General features: G+C 66.0%; 14 protein-coding genes. 2 read left to right on the top strand and 12 right to left on the bottom strand.

Features of this window, described 5'->3' with window-relative positions; all coding sequences use genetic code 11:
* From ACO054_RS10055 to ACO054_RS10015, 9 genes are all read right to left on the bottom strand, one after another.
* A complete protein-coding gene (locus ACO054_RS10055) occupies positions 1-768 on the bottom strand; it encodes a CoxG family protein (RefSeq protein ID WP_421710304.1) in 768 nt (255 codons plus the stop codon).
* Between the two features lie 62 nt (positions 769-830).
* The gene (locus ACO054_RS10050) at positions 831-1,670 is read right to left on the bottom strand and encodes an XdhC family protein (RefSeq protein WP_421710303.1); all 840 of its coding nucleotides are present in this window, start codon (positions 1,668-1,670) and stop codon (positions 831-833) included.
* A 40-nt stretch (positions 1,671-1,710) separates the two neighbouring features.
* The gene (locus ACO054_RS10045) at positions 1,711-2,928 is read right to left on the bottom strand and encodes a vWA domain-containing protein (protein ID WP_421710302.1); all 1,218 of its coding nucleotides are present in this window, start codon (positions 2,926-2,928) and stop codon (positions 1,711-1,713) included.
* A 4-nt stretch (positions 2,929-2,932) separates the two neighbouring features.
* Positions 2,933-3,823, bottom strand: a complete 891-nt coding sequence (locus ACO054_RS10040; RefSeq protein ID WP_421710301.1) for an AAA family ATPase — start codon at positions 3,821-3,823, stop codon at positions 2,933-2,935.
* 84 nt (positions 3,824-3,907) lie between these two features.
* Positions 3,908-6,325, bottom strand: a complete 2,418-nt coding sequence (locus ACO054_RS10035) for an aerobic carbon-monoxide dehydrogenase large subunit (protein ID WP_421710300.1) — start codon at positions 6,323-6,325, stop codon at positions 3,908-3,910.
* Positions 6,322-6,816, bottom strand: a complete 495-nt coding sequence (locus tag ACO054_RS10030; RefSeq protein ID WP_421710299.1) for a (2Fe-2S)-binding protein — start codon at positions 6,814-6,816, stop codon at positions 6,322-6,324. Before ACO054_RS10030 ends, ACO054_RS10035 begins: the two co-directional genes overlap by 4 nt.
* Before the next feature lie 70 nt (positions 6,817-6,886).
* Positions 6,887-7,750 carry an FAD binding domain-containing protein gene (locus tag ACO054_RS10025; RefSeq protein ID WP_421710298.1) on the bottom strand — a complete coding sequence of 288 codons (864 nt, stop codon included), beginning with the start codon at positions 7,748-7,750 and terminating at the stop codon, positions 6,887-6,889.
* Positions 7,751-8,157: 407 nt separating this feature from the next.
* Positions 8,158-8,958: a CoA-transferase subunit beta gene (locus tag ACO054_RS10020; RefSeq protein ID WP_421710297.1), complete on the bottom strand. Its 801-nt coding sequence runs from the start codon at positions 8,956-8,958 to the stop codon at positions 8,158-8,160.
* Positions 8,955-9,809 (bottom strand): CoA transferase subunit A, encoded by an 855-nt coding sequence (locus ACO054_RS10015; RefSeq protein WP_421710296.1) that lies wholly within the window; start codon positions 9,807-9,809, stop codon positions 8,955-8,957. The genes ACO054_RS10020 and ACO054_RS10015 overlap by 4 nt, the downstream gene beginning before the upstream one ends.
* A 105-nt stretch (positions 9,810-9,914) precedes the next feature.
* On the opposite strand from ACO054_RS10015, the gene pcaQ reads away from it, so the two are divergent.
* Complete coding sequence (gene pcaQ / locus ACO054_RS10010; RefSeq protein ID WP_421710295.1) at positions 9,915-10,838, top strand: pca operon transcription factor PcaQ; 924 nt, start codon at positions 9,915-9,917, stop codon at positions 10,836-10,838.
* Positions 10,839-11,001: 163 nt separating this feature from the next.
* Complete coding sequence (locus tag ACO054_RS10005) at positions 11,002-12,684, top strand: ATP-binding protein (protein WP_421710294.1); 1,683 nt, start codon at positions 11,002-11,004, stop codon at positions 12,682-12,684.
* Between the two features lie 42 nt (positions 12,685-12,726).
* Here ACO054_RS10005 and ACO054_RS10000 read toward each other — a convergent pair whose 3' ends face one another.
* The 3 genes from ACO054_RS10000 to ACO054_RS09990 form a co-directional block, all read right to left on the bottom strand.
* Entirely contained in the window at positions 12,727-13,068 is a 342-nt protein-coding gene (locus ACO054_RS10000) for a hypothetical protein (RefSeq protein ID WP_421710293.1), read from the bottom strand.
* 19 nt (positions 13,069-13,087) lie between these two features.
* Positions 13,088-13,300, bottom strand: a complete 213-nt coding sequence (locus ACO054_RS09995) for a hypothetical protein (protein WP_421710292.1) — start codon at positions 13,298-13,300, stop codon at positions 13,088-13,090.
* A gap of 353 nt (positions 13,301-13,653) precedes the next feature.
* Positions 13,654-15,492: an ABC transporter ATP-binding protein gene (locus tag ACO054_RS09990; RefSeq protein WP_421710291.1), complete on the bottom strand. Its 1,839-nt coding sequence runs from the start codon at positions 15,490-15,492 to the stop codon at positions 13,654-13,656.
* Positions 15,493-16,113: the final 621 nt, after the last annotated feature.

Raw genomic sequence — 16,113 nt, 5'->3', positions numbered from 1 at the left:
TCACAGCAGGGCGAAGGCGAGCACGACCACCAGGGCGATGCCGCCGACGGACCACCAGAGCCAGCCGGGCGTGCCGCTGCCGGTCGGAGCTGCCGTTGCTGCTGATTGAGATGCCGTTGCCGGTTGCGATGGAGTTGGAGAGGGCGATGTCGGGGAGGGCGATGTCGGGGAGGGCGGCGGCGTTGTGGCTGGCGCGTCTGCGGCCTTCGGCGCGGCTCCTGTGTCCGGAGCATCTTTGGTCTCGGCGGGAGGTGGAGGCGTCACGGCCGCCGTGCCGCCGGCGGCTTCGGCAGGTTGCTCGGCGGTGCCGGCTGGCGCGGTCGCCGCGTCGCCCTCGACCAGCTCCGCGAACTTGGCGAAGAACTCGGCGGACAGCTTGTTGGCCGTACCCTGGACGAGGCGGCTGCCGAGCTGGGCGATCTTGCCACCCAGATTGGCGTGCACATCGTACTTCAGCAGCGTGCCGTCGGCCTCTTCCTCCAGCTTCACCTCGGCTTTTCCGGAGGCGAAGCCCGCCGCGCCGCCCTTGCCTTCGCCGGCCAGGGTATAGCTCTCCGGCGGGTTGAGATCGTCGAGCGTAACGGCGCCTTTGAACTTCGCCTTCACGGGCCCGATCTTGAGCGTCACCATGGCGTCGAAGGCATTGTCCGCCGTCTTCTCCAGGCTTTCGCAGCCGGGGATCGCCTGGCGCAGGATGTCGGGATCGTTCAGCGCCGCGAAGACGGTCTCGCGAGTGGCCTGGATTTTTCGCTCGCCGGACAGGTCCATGATTTTTGCTCCGTGGTACGGGATTGTGTGAGGTGGCGGGAGCCCGAGCCCTTGCCCTTGCGTCAGGCCGGTTGCCGAAGAGACCGCGCGTCGGTGTTTCCGTCGCGTGCGGCGGCGCGGCGTTCGGCGACGATCTGCCCGAGGATCGACAGCGCGATCTCCTCGGGCTCGATGGCCGCGATGTCGAGGCCGGCCGGACCGTGCAGGCGTGCCAGCGCGGCTGGCGGCAGACCCTTGTCGGCCAGTTGGCTCTTCAGCTTGTCGATCTTCTTCCGGCTGCCGACCATGCCGACGTAGAAGGCCGGCGTCGCCAGAGCGGCGGCCAGAGCTTCCCGGTCGCGCTTGCCCTGGGTGGCGACCACGACGGCGTCGCTCTCGCGTAAAGCTGCCTCGGCAAGATCGAAGCCTTCCAGGTAGCGCTCCGCGCCCGGGACGGCGGCGTGGTCGGCCGGCAGCGCCGCGACGGTCACGCGATAGCCCATGGTCCGGGCCAGGCCGACCAGCGTGGCGGCGACCGGCGAGGCGCCGCAGATCAGAACCTGCAGGGCCTGACGCATGGGCTCGATGAAAAGGTCGACCGTGCCGCCCGAGGGGCAGCTCGAGCTGTGCAGCTCGACGCCGTCGGTGTCGAGCTGTTCGACCACGTCCTCCTTCGGCCGGACGCGAATGAGCTGCGGCTTGCCGGCGGCCAGGGCCTCGACCGCGCTGCGTCGGACGGCGCCCTGCACGCAGCCGCCGCCGACGAAACCCTGCAGCTTTCCGTCGCCGGTGACCAGCGCCTTGGCGCCAGCCTTCGCGGAGGTCGCGTTGGCGGTGCGCACGACGGTGACGACGCAGTAGTCCTGGCCTGCGGCGCTCAGCTCGGCGGCGAGGGTCAGAACGTCGGTCGCTGTCTTGCTCATCTGCCCCTCCTGCGGGTTGTGATCCTTCGGGTTCGGGCGCTCACAGCGCGGCGAGCTGGCTTTCGACGGCGGCCAGGGACTCCAGCGTGTGGGCCGTGGCGAAGCAGTCGAGGTGAGGCAGCGCGGCGGCCATGCCGCGCGCCACGGGTGCGTAGTCGCGCCAGCCCAGCAGCGGGTTGAGCCAGACCACGCGCCGTGCCTTGCGGCGCAGCCGCTGAAGCTCGCGCGCCAGCGCCTCTGGCTCGCCGGTATCGTAGCCGTCCGACAGGACGATGACGACAGAGCGGCTGCCGAGCGCGGCCTTTGCGTAGCGGTCGTTGAAGCTGCGCAGCGATCCGCCGATCTGCGTACCGCCGCCGTAGCCGTGGGTCATGAGCGCCAGCCGGGTCATGGCGCGGATCGGGTCCTTGTCCCGCATGGCATCGGTGATGCGGATCAGGCGGGTGTGGAACAGGTAGGCGTCGGCCTGAACCCAGCTGCAGACCAGCCCCTTCACGAACTGCAGAAAGAAGCGGCTGTACTGCTGCATCGAACCAGACACGTCGAGCAGGACCACGATGCGCACCGGCCGGTCGGGACGCCGGCGCCGCACCAGCTCGATGGGGTCGCCGCCGTGGGGCAGGTTGCGCCGCGCCGTCCGGCGCAGATCCAGGCGCGGCCCTCGGCTGGCCAGCCGATAGCGACGCGAAAGGCGGTCGCGCAGCGCGCGGGCCAAGCGGTCCGCCAGGCGTTCGGCCTCGGCCAGCTCCTCGGGGTCGACGATGTGGCGCAGGTCCGTTCGGGCCAGAGCCTGCTGCCGCGAGGCGGCGAGGCGTGCCGTGTCCTTGTCGGTCTCTCCCGCGTCGTCGCCGCTGCGCGTTTCGGGACGGCCGGCAGGTCCGTCTTCGCTAGGGGGCAGATGTTTCTGCCAGACCTTCGGGCGACCCTTCTGCGCGACGCCATGTCCGGCGGCGTTCTGGCGTTGGCGGGTGCGTCCGCGCCGGTGCCAGTAGGCTTCGAAAAGCTCGTCGAAGCGCTCCCACTCCTCCTGACGCCCGGCCAGCAGGCTTTTCAGGCCGAGCCGCACGTCGCGCGGTGCGCAGGCATCGAGTTCGTTCAGGACCGCCAGCGCGGCGTCGGTCTCGGCGGGACCCAGTGCGAAGTCGTTCAGACGCAGGTGCGTCACGAAGTCGACCATCCGCTGAGCCAGAAAGCCGGCCTGCAGGCTGCCTTGCGGACTGACTGCAGTTTCGCCGGTCATTGCGGTTCCGCCGGTCATGACGTCACGCGGCCCGGTCGGCCAGTCGGGCCAGAACCTCGGCCGTCACCGCCTTCGCGTCGGCCTCGGTCTTAAGCAGGCAGACCAGGCTGGCGCGCAGCGCCTCCGGATCCCGGGCCAGGTCGGAGACGTTGAGATCGACCAGGGCGGCGACCCAGTCGAGGGTCTCGGCGATGCCCGGCTTCTTCTCCAGGTCTTCGCGACGCAGCCCCGCGATGAAGCGCACCACCTGTTCGGCCAGCTCCTCCCCAACACCTGGGACGCGCGCCTTCAGGATCTGCAGCTCGCGCTCCGGCTCGGGAAACTCGACGAAAGCGTAGAGACAGCGGCGACGCAGCGCGTCGGACAGATCGCGCGTGCCGTTGGCGGTCAGGATCACCCGGGGAGTCGTGGTGGCACGGATCGTCCCCAGCTCCGGGACCGAGACCTGGAAGTCGGAGAGGATCTCCAGCAGATAGGCCTCGAACTCTTCGTCCGCCCGGTCGATCTCGTCGATCAGCAGAACCGGCGCCGTTTCCTGGGAGATGGCCTCCAGCAGCGGACGCCGCAGCAGGTAGCGTTCGGAGAAGATGCGCTCCTCAGTCTGATCCGCGCTCTCGTCCTGCTCGTGCGCCTTGATGGCCAGGAGCTGGCGCTGATAGTTCCACTCGTAGATCGCGGCGTTGGCGTCCAGACCTTCGTAGCACTGCAGGCGGATGAGACGTGTATCCAACAGCTTCGCCAGGGCCTTGGCGATCTCCGTCTTGCCAACGCCAGCTTCGCCCTCCAGCAGCAGCGGCCGTCCGAGACGCAGCGCCAGATGCAGTGCCATCGCCAAGGACTCGTCGGCGATATAGCCGACGTCGGTCAGGCGGCCTTTCAGTTCGTCCAGGCTGCCGTGGGGGGCGTCAGGCATGGCTGTCCGCCGCAACGTTCGGCGCACCGCCCGCCGCTGAACGGCGGGCGGTGTCGTCACAGGTGGCGAAGGACCTCAAGAGGCTCACCCGGTCAGGCCCAGGCTCTGCGCCGTCTTCCAGACGCGCCAGTGATCGTGCGGCATCTGGCTGTGGGTCAGGCCGAGATGTCCGAAGGCATCGATCACGGCGTTCGAGAAGGCGGAGACGCCGCCGACGTTGGGGCTCTCGCCGACGCCCTTGGCACCGATTGGATGATGCGGCGAGGGGGTGACCGTGTGGTCGGTCTCCCAGACCGGAGTCTCTACCGCCGTGGGCAGGAAGAAGTCCATCAGGCTCGCGCCCTTCACGTTGCCCATCTCGTCGTAGGTGATCTCCTGGCCCATGGCGATGGCCAGCGCCTCGGTCAGGCCGCCGTGTACCTGCCCCTCGATGATCATAGGGTTGATGCGCGTGCCGCAGTCGTCCAGCGCGTAGAAGCGCAGCACGTCGGTCACGCCGGTGTCGACATCGATCTCCACAACGCAAATGTAGGCGCCGAAGGGATAGGTCATGTTCGGCGGATCGTAGTAGGAGACGGCCTCCAGACCCGGCTCGATCCCCGGAACCGCCTGGTTGTAGGAGGCGAAGGCGATGTCCGTCATGGTCTTGAAGCGCTCGGGCGCGCCCTTCACCTGGAAGCGGTCGACTTCCCACTCCAGATCGTCCTCGTGGACCTCCAGCAGGTAGGCGGCAATCATCTGTGCCTTGGCGCGGATCTTGCGCCCGACCATAGCAGCGGCGGCACCGGCCACCGGGGTCGAGCGCGAGCCGTAGGTGCCCAGACCGTAGGGGGCGGTGTCGGTGTCGCCCTCCTCGACGGTGATCTGGTCGGCCGGGATCCCGATCTCGGACGCCAGGATTTGGGCGTAGGTGGTGGCATGACCCTGGCCCTGGCTGATCGTGCCCAGGCGCGCGATGGCGGAGCCGGTCGGGTGAATGCGGATCTCGCAGGAGTCGAACATCCCGACGCCCAGGATGTCGCAGTTCTTGACCGGCCCAGCACCGACGATCTCCGTGAAGAAGGCCAGCCCGACGCCCATAAGCTTGCGGGTCTCGCCGCGCGCGAAGGCCTCGCGGTTTGCCGCCTGCTGGGCGCGCAGGCCCTTGTAGTCGACGGTCTCCAGCGCCTTGGTGAAGGCGGTGTCGTAGTCGCCGGAATCGTACTCCCAGCCCAGCGCTGAGGTGTAGGGGAACTGTTCGGCGCGGATGAAGTTCTTCTGCCGGATCTCGGCCGGGTCCATCTCCAGCTTGCGGGCCAGGACGTCGACCATCCGCTCGATGAAGTAGGAAGCCTCGGTCACCCGGAAGGAACAGCGATAGGCCACGCCGCCCGGCGCCTTGTTGGTGTAGACGCCGTCGACCACCACGTGCGCCGTCGGAATGTCGTAGGAGCCGGTGCAGATGTTGAAGAAGCCCGCCGGCCACTTGCTAGGATCGGCGCAGGCGTCGAAGGCGCCGTGGTCGCCGGTCACGTGGCAGCGCAGGGCGGTGATGCGGCCGTCCTTGGTGGCCGAGATCTCGCCGGCCATGTGGTAGTCGCGCGCGAAGGCGGTGCTCGAGAGATTCTCGATGCGGTCCTCGATCCACTTGACCGGCTTACCGGTCACGATGGAGGCGACGATGGCGCAGACGTAGCCGGGGTAGACGCCGACCTTGTTACCGAAGCCGCCGCCGATGTCCGGCGAGACGACGCGGATGTTGTGCTCGGGGATGCTGGAGATCAGCGAGGCGATGGTCCGCACGGCATGGGGGGCCTGAAAGGTGCCCCACAAGGTCAGCTTGTTGTTGATCTTGTCCATCGAGGCGACGCAGCCGCAGGTCTCCAACGGGCAGGGATGGACGCGCTGATAGACGATCATCTCCTTGGCGGTCACCTCGGCTTCTACCAGCGCCTTGTCGGTCGCCTCGGCGTCGCCGACTTCCCAGGTGAAGATGTGATTGTGGTGCTTGCGCGGGCCGTGCGCGCCCTCGGTCTTGTCCTTGATGTCCTCGCGCAGCAATGGCGCGTCGGGCTCCAGCGCCTTGAAGGGGTCGACCACCGGCTCCAGCGCCTCGTAGTCCACCTCAACCAGTTCGATGGCGTCTGCCGCCGCGTAGCGGTCGGTGGCGATGACGAAGGCCACTTCCTGTCCCTGGAACAGCACCTTCTCTTCGGCCAGCACGGCCTGCACATCGCCGGCCAGGGTGGGCATGTAGTGCAGGTTCAGGGGCTTGAGGTCGGCCGCCGTCAAGACCGCGACGACGCCCGGCACGGCCATGGCGGCCGCGACGTCGATCGACTTGATGCGGGCATGGCCGTAGGGGGAGCGAACGAAGTCGCCGAACAGCATGTCCGGCAGCTTGATGTCGTCGACGTAGTTGCCCTTGCCCTGGGTGAAGCGGGCGTCCTCCACGCGCTTGCGCTTGCAGCCGAGCCCTTGCAGCTTGTCCGTGCGTTCCTCGATTGTGGTGGGGGCGTTCATTCCGCGGCCTCCTTCGCTGCTGCCAGTTGCTCGGCGGCGGCCTGCACCGCCTTGACGATGTTCTGGTACCCCGTGCAGCGGCAGAGGTTGCCGGAGATGCCGTAGCGAATTTCGGATTCGCTCGGGCTCGGGTTCTCCTGCAGCAGCCGGTAGGCGCGGGTGATCATGCCCGGCGTGCAGTAGCCGCACTGCAGGCCGTGGTGCTCGCGGAAGGCCTCCTGCAGGGCATGCAGGGTGCCGTCCGGCTCGGCGATGCCCTCGATCGTGGTGATCGAGGTGCCAGTGGCCTGGGCCACGAACATCGTGCAGGACTTCACCGACTTGCCGTCCAGGTCGACCGTACAGGCCCCACAGTGGCCGGTGTCGCAGCCGATGTGCGGACCGGTCAGCGCCAGTTCCTCGCGCAGAAAGTGGATCAACAGCGTCCGGGGTTCGGCCAGCGCCTCCACGTCGCGGCCATTCACCGTCATCTTTACATGCATTTTCGCCATGGTGTCCTCGCGTCTCTCGCCGCCGTCGGGGTTTTCGGGCCCGCGCGGCGCAGGTCCAAGCAGTCGGTTTTTACGCGGCGCGCGTCTGAGCGGTTGCGACGGCGCGGCGCACCATCACGGCGGTCAGGTGACGGCGGAACTCGACCGGTCCACGCCCATCTTCCGCCGGGTCGGTGATTGCCGCGGCGGCCTTGGCGGCCCGCTCGACCGTATCCGCATCCAGGCTCGATCCGCTCAGGATCGTGCTGGCCTCCTCCGCGAAAAGCGGCGTGTCTGCCACGTTGGTCAGCGCCACCGAGGCCGCGCTGCAGGCGCCGCCGGACAGGGTCAGGAGGACGGCCGCCGCAGCGGTCGCGTAGTCGCCGATCTTGCGCTTCTGCTTCTCGTAGGCCCAGCCGTGACCGGCCGACGGCGCGGCGAAGCGCACGGCGGTCAGGATCTCGCCCTCGTTCAGCGCGGTGAAGTAGGCCGCCTCGTAGAAGTCGCGGGCCTTGATCGAACGCGTTCCCTCCGGTCCGGCCAGCAGGTAGTCGGCATCCAGGGCCTGCATCAGCGCCGGCATGTCGTTGCCGGGATCGCCGTTGGCGACGTTGCCGCCTAGCGTGCCGCAGTAGCGGATCTGCGGATCGGCGATCTGCTTGGAGGTTTCGCGCAGGATCGGACAGGCCGCCGCCAACGCCTCGGACTCGATGAGTTCGTGCTGCGTCACCATCGCGCCGATCGTGATGTCGCCCCCGTCGATGGCGATGTCCTTCAGCCCTTCGACCGACTGCAGGTCGATCAGGTGCTCGGGAACCGCAAGGCGCAGCTTCATCATGGGGATCAGACTGTGGCCGCCGGCGATCACGCGGCTCTCCTCGCCCAGGCGGGCAAGCAACTCGACCGTTTCACCGACCGAACCGGGGCGGTGATACTCGAAGGATCCAGGGATCATCTGTCTCTCTCTCCTGAGCAGGTATCGGACGCACCGACCGCAGCCGTTGGTCGCTGCTGATCGCGGTCGCCGCCCGTTTCCTCTGTCCGTTTTTTCGGCTCTTGGGCGAGCCTTATCCGAGAGCTTTCGTCACTCTTCTCGACAGCACAACTCATACGGGATGCGGCGCCGGAACACGAGCCGGCCCGCGCGACCGCCGCCTCTCTTGCACGAACGGTCCTATAGCCGCACGAATGCCGTGGGTGATGCTGGAGGCTAGAGGATGTTCGGCAGGTTGAATGCGAAGAGTCTAGAGTACTCAAAAACGCTGGCAGCGTTTTGATTCGCCAGATGTCCTAAGCTCTTTAGCTAATATACATCAATATATTAGGAGAAAATTCTAAGGTAATATATCGGTTCAAGGTGTGCTACTGCGCTGCCTTCGCACCTGCCGCCTCGTGAGCGGCCTTGGTCCGTGCTTTCAGGTCCCGCAGGACTTTGAGTTCCTCGGCGGTCGGCGGCGGTGTTTCCTCGACGTCCGCCGCATAGGCGATGTCCCAGCCGACGCTGTCGGCCATCTGCGCGCGGGTCACGCCTGGGTGGAGCGAAACGACGGTGAAGCGCTTGGTCTCGGGGTCGGGCTTCCAGATCGCCAGATCCGTAATCAGCAGGCTAGGACCGCGAGTCGTCATCCCTAGGCGTTGGCGGTGGTCGCCCCCTTCGCCATGGCCGAAACTGGTGAAGAAATCGACCTTCTCCACGAAGCCACGTTTCGACTGTTTCATGGTGATGTAGATTTCACGGCTGGCGGAGGCGATTTCCGGTGCGCCGCCGCCGCCGGGCAGCCGAACCTTCGGGTTGGCGTAGTCGCCGACCACGGTGGTGTTGATGTTGCCGAAGGGGTCGAGCTGTGCGGCGCCAAGGAAGCCGACCGTGATCCAGCCGCCCTGCAGCCAGTAGCGAAACATCTCCGGCACGCTGACGGTCGTCAGCGCCGTGTCACAGAGCTCGCCGTCTCCGATGGACAGCGGCAGAACGTCCGGCCTCGTGCCGATCGTCCCGGACTCGTAGATCAAGGTGATCCCGGGAGCATGGGTCAGGCGCGCGACGTTGCAGGCGGCCGAGGGCGCGCCGATCCCGACGAAGCAGACGTCGTCGCTCTTCAAGGGCCTTGCGGCCGCGATGGTCATCATCTCGTCGGGCGTGAAGGCCGTGGCTGTAGATGTCATGCCGCGCTCCGCAAGGCGGCGACGCGCGTCGCGAAAACGTCCGGCGTCGCCTCCAGGACATGGGTTCGCATCCAGTCTCGGAAGGTCTCGCGGTCGGTGGCGATCCTGTCCCACTCCAGATAGCTGGCGTTGTCGCGCCCGTAGTAGCCCTGCGCGTAGGAGGGGTGGGCGCCGCCGGGGACTTCGGCGACGGCCGTGATCGTCCAGTGAGGCAGGATGCAGGCGTTGGGATGGCAGTCGAACTCCTCCACGATCTCCTCCACCGTGACGACGGCGCGTTTCGCGGCCAGGACGGCTTCCTTCTGAATGCCGATGATGCCCTCGATCAGCACGTTGCCTGTCCGGTCGGCCTTCTGGGCGTGAATGAAGGTCACGTCCGGGCGGATGGCCGGGACCGTGGCGAGCTTCTCGCCGCTGTAGGGGCAGACCACCGAGCGGATGTCGGGGTTCACCTCCGCCAGTCCGGCGCCGAGATAGCCGCGCAGAACGGCGAACGGCAGGTTGGCGGCGCCAGCCTCGTAGGCGTTGGCCATGGCCGCATGGGAGTGTTCGACGATCTCGGGCCGGTTCGGCCAGCCGTTCTCTACCGCATCGCGCAGGCGGCGCAGCAGCCCGACGCCGGGATTGCCGGCATAGGAGAAGACGAGTCTGCGGGCCAAGCCCAGGCCGATCATCTGGTCGTAGATCACATCGGGCGTCATGCGGATGAGCGTGAGGTCGCCTGTACCCTGCCGGATCGCTTCATGAGCGGCGGCATGGGGGATCAGGTGCGTGAAGCCCTCGAAGGCCACGCTGTCGCCCGGGTTCAGGTTGTCGCGGACGGCGCTGGCAAGATCGGTGATTTTGGCCATGCGGGCCTCGTCTACTCTCCATTGGCGAAGATGGGATCTCCATGGATAGATGAGGAAACAATCGTTAGAAAATGAGTTTCACGGTCTTTTGTATGCGGAATTCGCATGAAACAGCTTCCCGCGATCAGCCTGCGCCACATCCAGTGCTTCACCGAAGTCGCGCGCTGCGGTTCGGTCCAGGAGGCCGCGCGGCGGCTCTCGATCACCCAATCGGCGGCCAGCCGCAGGCTGAAGGACCTGGAGACGCTGCTGGAGGTGGCGCTGTTCGAGCGGGCGCACCGGCGTCTGACGCCGACCGATGCCGGGCTGCTGTTCCTGCGCTATGCCGATGCGGCCAGCCTGACCTTGCGCAAAGGGGTCGACGCGCTGACGGGCCAAGAGGGCGGCAGCCGGCCTTTGGTCGCTCTCGGAGCGCTGCCGACGGTGGCCGGCACCCTGGTGCCCGCCGCCGCCGCACGGCTGCGGACGGTTGCGCCCCATGTGCTCTTGCGCGTCGAGACGGGTGCGAGCCGCTGGCTGCTGGGCGAACTGAGGGCGGGGCAGCTCGATATGATCGTCGGACGCATGCCGGAGCCCGAGCGGATGCGGGGACTAAGCTTCACGCACCTCTATTCCGACCGGCTGGCCTTCGTCGTTCGCGTCGGACATCCGCTAACGGCGTCTCCGAGCCCCTCTCTGGACGATATTCTCGTCTATCCCGCCATCGTCCCGCCCGAAGCCGCGGTGATCCGCCGTTTGGTCGAGACCTTCCTGCTGTCCCAAGGTGTCGCCTGGCCCGAGGATCGCATTGAGAGCACCTCGGTCGCCTTCTGCGCCAGCCATCTGGCCGCCAGCGATGCCGTCTGGATCATTTCGCGCGGTGTCGCCCTGCCGCAGGTCCGGCGGGGCGATCTCGCTTTCTTGCCGGTCGATACGGCGGCCACCCTTGGTTCCATCGGCATTACGATGAGGGATAAGGCGGAGCTGCCGCCGGAGGCCGGGCTGTTGCTCGATGCGCTGAAGGCGGAGGCCGCCGCATCTGGAGCATAACACCGTATCCAGAGCATAACGCCGTATCCGGCGCATAACTCTGTGCGGCGACAACTTATGCGGACAAAATATAGCGCAATACAATTTGGCGCGAATTCGATAAAATCACGAAATCACCTCGCCGATCACAAGTAATATTTGTGCACAAACACAGTTAGGGCGTATGGCACAGTCCTCCGAGCGAGACCTGAACCACTACCTCAAGCGCGAACTCTACGAGCGGATGCGCCGCGATTCGGCGATCTTCGATTTCTTCGAAGCCGCCTCGTCCGACGGGCTCTGGTACTGGGATCTCGAACGCCTGGATCAGGAGTGGCTCAGCCCGCGCTTCAAGGCCTTCTTCGGCTTTGCCGAGGAGGAGATGGAACATTCGCCCGACTGGTGGCAGGCCAATATCCATCCCGACGACCTGCAGCGCGCCCTGGAAAACTTCGAGGCGCACAAGGCCGATCCGGATCATCCCTACGATCAAGTCGTGCGTTACAGGCATCGCGCCGGACACACCGTTTGGGTCCGCTGCCGCGGCTTGATCATCCGCGACGAGGCCGGGGCACCGCTGCGCATGTTGGGCGCCCACACGGATGTGACCGACCTAAAGCGTCGCGAGCGGGAGTTGGAGGCGGCCAACCTCGCGCTCTCGCAGACGGCCTCGGCCTTGCGCGAGGCCCGCGATCAAGCGGAAAGAGCGGCCAACCACAAGTCCGCCTTCCTTTCGAACATGAGTCATGAGATCCGAACGCCCTTGACCGGGCTGGTCGGGTCCCTGGAGCTGTTGCGCTGCAGCGCCTTGACCGACGAACAGACGGGGTTCGTTCGGACCGCGTTGCACTCCGCGGATGTCCTGATGTCGATCATCGACGGCATCCTCAACCTGTCGAAGATCGAGGCGGGCGAGATCGCCGTGAACGCGACTGTTTTCGAAGGTCGCCTGACCTTCGGAGAGACCTTCGCCGCCATGGAGTCTCGTGCGGCGAAGAAGGGCATCGCCTATCGTTGCCATCTGGCGCCGGAAGCGGCGGGTTGGCTGCGGTCCGATCCCGAGAAGATCTGTCAGATCCTCTTCAATCTGATCGGCAACGCGATCAAGTTCACCGACCAGGGCGCCGTTACCGTGTCCCTGTCGTTGGAAGGGGGCGCATCAAATAGGGAAGACAGCGGCAGTCAAGAGAAGGGATCTGCGAAACCTCGTTTGGTTATCTCGGTGCAGGACACCGGACTCGGAATCGCGGCCGAGGAGCTGTCGCGAATCTTCGGACGGTTCGAGCAGATCCGCGACCCCGCCCGCGCCAGCATTCAGGGGACCGGTCTCGGGCTGGCCATCGTCACGCAGCTTTGCGAGATACTGGAGGGGCAGATCACGGCGACCAGCGAGCCGGGCAAGGGCTCGACCTTTCGCTGCGAGATCCCGGTCGATCTGGCGGAGCCGCCGACCGCCGCCCTGCCGAGTGGACAGGATCTGCGGACCCAGATCGACGGTACCGTGCTGGTCGCCGAAGACAATCCGATCAATCAACAGATCATCTCCGCCATGCTCGACAAGCTCGCCTGCCGCTATCACATCGTCGAGGACGGGGAACAGGCCGTCGCCTTCGCGGCGGCCAACGACTGCGCCGTGATCCTCATGGACATGCAGATGCCCGTCATGGGCGGTCTGGAGGCGGCGGAACGGATCCGTCGTCTACCCGGCCGCCGCGGCCGAACGCCGATCATCTCCCTGTCGGCCGATGTGATGCTGCAGGAGAAGGACAAGTTCCGAACGCTCGGCATCGATGCCGCGATGAACAAACCCTTCAAGCTGGCCGATCTCATTCAGATCTTGAACGAACACGCCGGCGGTACTGTCTGATCGATTGGCTTTGACGCGCTCCCCTCCGTCGAAGAGTAGGCATCATTTATGATCGTCCGAGTGGTCTGGATGGCCCGGCAGCTCGACGTGGAATCCTCCGCCGTCGCCCTCCGGCAGTGGCGTGAAACTGCGGATGCGCCCGCGGCGGCGGGCCTCCAACAAGTGCCGGCCGACCGGTAGGAACAGCGTTTCTCCACTTGTGGGTGTTGCCGGGTCGATGCGAATCACCAGGGCGGTCGCCTCAGTGGAGCTATGGTCTTCCAGCGTCCGCTCGATAGCAATCCGGGCTTCAGCCCAGGACAGTCCCCGCAGGTCGAGTTCGTAATCGGCAGACGCATGATCGCCCACCAAATCCTTTATCCGGTCTTGATCGAATAGCGGCACGGCACCCTCCTTATTGTCGCTAGAGACCAGGCATCATGATGCCGGCCAAGATACCGGCGATGGCGCGCCGCTGCTCGTCCGGAAGGGCCTCGATGGCGTTCCACGCTTCCCGCGCCAGATCGGGATCGGTTTCCGCTGCTCGAACGGTGCCGGCAATGGGGTGCTCCAGACCGAGAACCTGCTCGATGGCGTTGGCGATCACCGGAATGTTGGTTGGGTCGAAGGCTCGCATCAGTTCGCTCGTCCCCGCGGCACAGAACCGGTGTCTGCTGCCTCGTGCAAATCGGCACGTCTCTGCTCGATGGAAGGGCCAATGAGCGGAATGCCGCACAGCTGGGTGATGCGGTGTTTCAAACGCTCGCTGCTCGTCGGGGTGGCCGTCTTGTTCATCTCGCTGTAGCCCGCATCGTCAACTCTGTGTCGTCAGCATACCATCCGTTATGTGGTCTGCCCGCGCGGTTGGCACCAGAGGCTAGTCTACACCCTGCGCCCTGATCGAGGCTTAGTGATCGGTCCACGGCCATATCTCGCCCGCCGCACTCCAGGTTTCGGGTCGGCATCAGCCTTCCATCACTTCACCTTCCATCACCCCGCATCCCGCGCCAAAAACCCGCCCGACTGCCGCGCCCAGAGCTGCGCGTAGAGGCCGTTGTGGCGCAGGAGGCTGGCGTGGTCGCCGTCCTCGACGATGCGGCCCTGGTCCATGACGATCAGGCGGTCCATGGCCGCGATGGTCGAGAGGCGGTGAGCGATGGCGATCACGGTCTTACCGGTCATCAGCCGGGCGAGCTGCTCCTGCACGGCGGCTTCCACCTCCGAGTCCAGGGCGGAGGTGGCCTCGTCGAGGATCAAGATCGGGGCGTCCTTCAGCAGTACGCGGGCCAGGGCGACGCGCTGGCGCTGGCCGCCGGACAGCTTGACGCCGCGCTCGCCGACACGGGCGGCATAGCCCCGATGACCGTGCCCGTCGCGCAGATCGGCCACGAAGCCATGAGCATGGGCCATGTCGGCGGCGACGACCACCTGGTCTTCGCTGGCCTCGGGCCGGCCGTAGCGGATGTTCTCCAGAACCGAGCGGTGTAGCAGCGAGGGATCTTGGGTCACCACGCCGATCTGGGCGCGCAGGCTCTCCTGCGTCACCCCAGCGATGTCCTGGCCGTCGATCAGGATGTGACCGGCCTCAAGGTCGTGGAAGCGCAGCAACAGGTTGACCAGGGTCGACTTGCCCGCGCCGGAGCGGCCCACGAGACCCACCTTCTGGCCCGGTTGCACCGTCAGCGAAAGGTCCTCGATCACGCCTCCGCCCTTGCCGTAGTGGAAGCGGATGTCTTCATAGCGGATCTCGCCTCGGGCGACGGTCAGCGGGCGCGCGGCCGGGCGGTTGGTCACCTGCTGGGGCCGGGCGATGGTTTCCATTCCCTCCTGTACGGTGCCCAGGTTCTCGAAGATTCCAGTCACCACCCACATGATCCAGCCGGCCATATTGTTGATGCGCAGGACCAGCCCGGTCGCCAAGGCGATGGCGCCCAGGGTGATCTGATCCTGACTCCAGAGCAGCAGTGCCAGGCCGCAGGTGCTGACGATCAGCGCGCCGCCGATCACCCAGACGGTCGCCTCCATCAGCGTGATCATGCGCATCTCGGCCCTGAACTTGTCGGTATGCTCCTCCAGGGCCTCGCGCGCGAAGGCTTCCTCCCGCTCGGCATGGGCGAAGAGCTTGACTGTCAGGATGTTGGTATAGCCGTCGACGATTCGGCCGGTCAGCATCGAGCGGGCCTCCGAGACCTCGAAGGAGCGGCGCTGGATGCGCGGCACGAAGTAGGCCAAGGTCGCGACGAAGGCGACGACCCAAAGCAGCAGCGGCAGGATGAGCTGCGCGTCGATCTCCAGGAACAGCAGCAGCGCGCTGACGGTGTAGATCGCCACGAACCAGAGTGCGTCGACCGTTTGCACCACTGATTCCCGCAGCGCGGGTCCGGTCTGCATGATCTTGTTGGCGATGCGCCCGGCGAAGTCGTCCTGGAAGAAGGAGAGGCTCTGGCGCAGCACATAGCGATGGGTCTGCCAGCGGACCAGGTTGGTCAGGCTGGGCACGATGGACTGGTTGACCAGCAGGGTATGCAGCCCGAAGACCAGCGGCCGCAGGATGAGCGCGACGAAAGCCATGACCGCAAGGGTGCTGCCATGTTCGGCGAAGAAGGCCGAGGGCGTCTCGGCTTCACGCACCAGATCGACGATCTCGCCGAGGAAGGCGAAAAGTGCGACCTCGACCAGCGCTGCACAGAGGCCGACCAGCATGACGGCCCCCAGCAGCGGCCAAACCTGCCTGGCATAGTGCCAATAGAAGGCTGCCAGCCGAGCGGGCGGCTGTTCGTCGGACGTGGGGGCAAAATGGTCGACTAGACGCTCAAACCGGCGAAACATCGCTCGCTCCTAACCGCAGGGGACTCGTTCGGGCCGAAAGGCCTTGAGAGATCGCGCGGCGGCGCGAGCGGAGCTGGCTTGGGGTCTTTGTGGGCTTGGTCGGGCCTAGACCGGTCGAGGCTGCTCGCTCAAAGGGCGCGGACGCGCGTCAATGATGTCGATGAAGCTCAAAATGCATCGATGCGACCTCCGCATTGCCTGAGGGTCAGTCCACTCAACTGGCGCTTCGTATAGCGCAGACCGCCTGCAGAGTAAATGCTTCATGGCTGAAGAGCAGCTTTGCGGATCGCCCCCGACAGCTGTTCGGCCTCCTGCAGTCTGCTTGCGCTCAAAGTCGAGACGAGGCTCGAAAGGTTCGAAGCCGGCGCGAAAAAAGAGCTCTGTAACATGCTGTTCGGATGCCGTTCATCTGAAGTTCGGTGCGAGGGACGACAGTTGAAGACCTTAAGATGCCAACAGTTCGCGACGCTCTTTGGAGACTTCGATGCAAACCTCGGCCATTGGAACTCGGGCGGGGTGGCTCGCCGACGCAGCAGACAGGTCCTGGACCGACCTCGAAGCCCTGCCAGGCGAAAAGCCTCAGACCGGCTTGGGTACAAACGCGAGCGGAGCGAGGTCGAC

Origin of the sequence: Algihabitans sp., assembly GCF_965226985.1 — a bacterium.
Lineage (GTDB): Bacteria > Pseudomonadota > Alphaproteobacteria > Kiloniellales > DSM-21159 > Algihabitans.
The sequence above is the reverse complement of the archived record's forward strand: the minus strand, read 5'-3'. Positions and strand labels throughout refer to the sequence as shown.

Coding starts and splice junctions, on each gene's coding strand:
- ACO054_RS10055 (WP_421710304.1), bottom strand. CDS start 768: ATGGACCTGTCCGGCGAGCGAAAAATCCAGGCCACTCGCGAGACCGTC.
- ACO054_RS10050 (WP_421710303.1), bottom strand. CDS start 1,670: ATGAGCAAGACAGCGACCGACGTTCTGACCCTCGCCGCCGAGCTGAGC.
- ACO054_RS10045 (WP_421710302.1), bottom strand. CDS start 2,928: ATGACCGGCGGAACCGCAATGACCGGCGAAACTGCAGTCAGTCCGCAA.
- ACO054_RS10040 (WP_421710301.1), bottom strand. CDS start 3,823: ATGCCTGACGCCCCCCACGGCAGCCTGGACGAACTGAAAGGCCGCCTG.
- ACO054_RS10035 (WP_421710300.1), bottom strand. CDS start 6,325: ATGAACGCCCCCACCACAATCGAGGAACGCACGGACAAGCTGCAAGGG.
- ACO054_RS10030 (WP_421710299.1), bottom strand. CDS start 6,816: ATGGCGAAAATGCATGTAAAGATGACGGTGAATGGCCGCGACGTGGAG.
- ACO054_RS10025 (WP_421710298.1), bottom strand. CDS start 7,750: ATGATCCCTGGATCCTTCGAGTATCACCGCCCCGGTTCGGTCGGTGAA.
- ACO054_RS10020 (WP_421710297.1), bottom strand. CDS start 8,958: ATGACATCTACAGCCACGGCCTTCACGCCCGACGAGATGATGACCATC.
- ACO054_RS10015 (WP_421710296.1), bottom strand. CDS start 9,809: ATGGCCAAAATCACCGATCTTGCCAGCGCCGTCCGCGACAACCTGAAC.
- pcaQ (WP_421710295.1), top strand. CDS start 9,915: ATGAAACAGCTTCCCGCGATCAGCCTGCGCCACATCCAGTGCTTCACC.
- ACO054_RS10005 (WP_421710294.1), top strand. CDS start 11,002: ATGGCACAGTCCTCCGAGCGAGACCTGAACCACTACCTCAAGCGCGAA.
- ACO054_RS09995 (WP_421710292.1), bottom strand. CDS start 13,300: ATGCGAGCCTTCGACCCAACCAACATTCCGGTGATCGCCAACGCCATC.
- ACO054_RS09990 (WP_421710291.1), bottom strand. CDS start 15,492: ATGTTTCGCCGGTTTGAGCGTCTAGTCGACCATTTTGCCCCCACGTCC.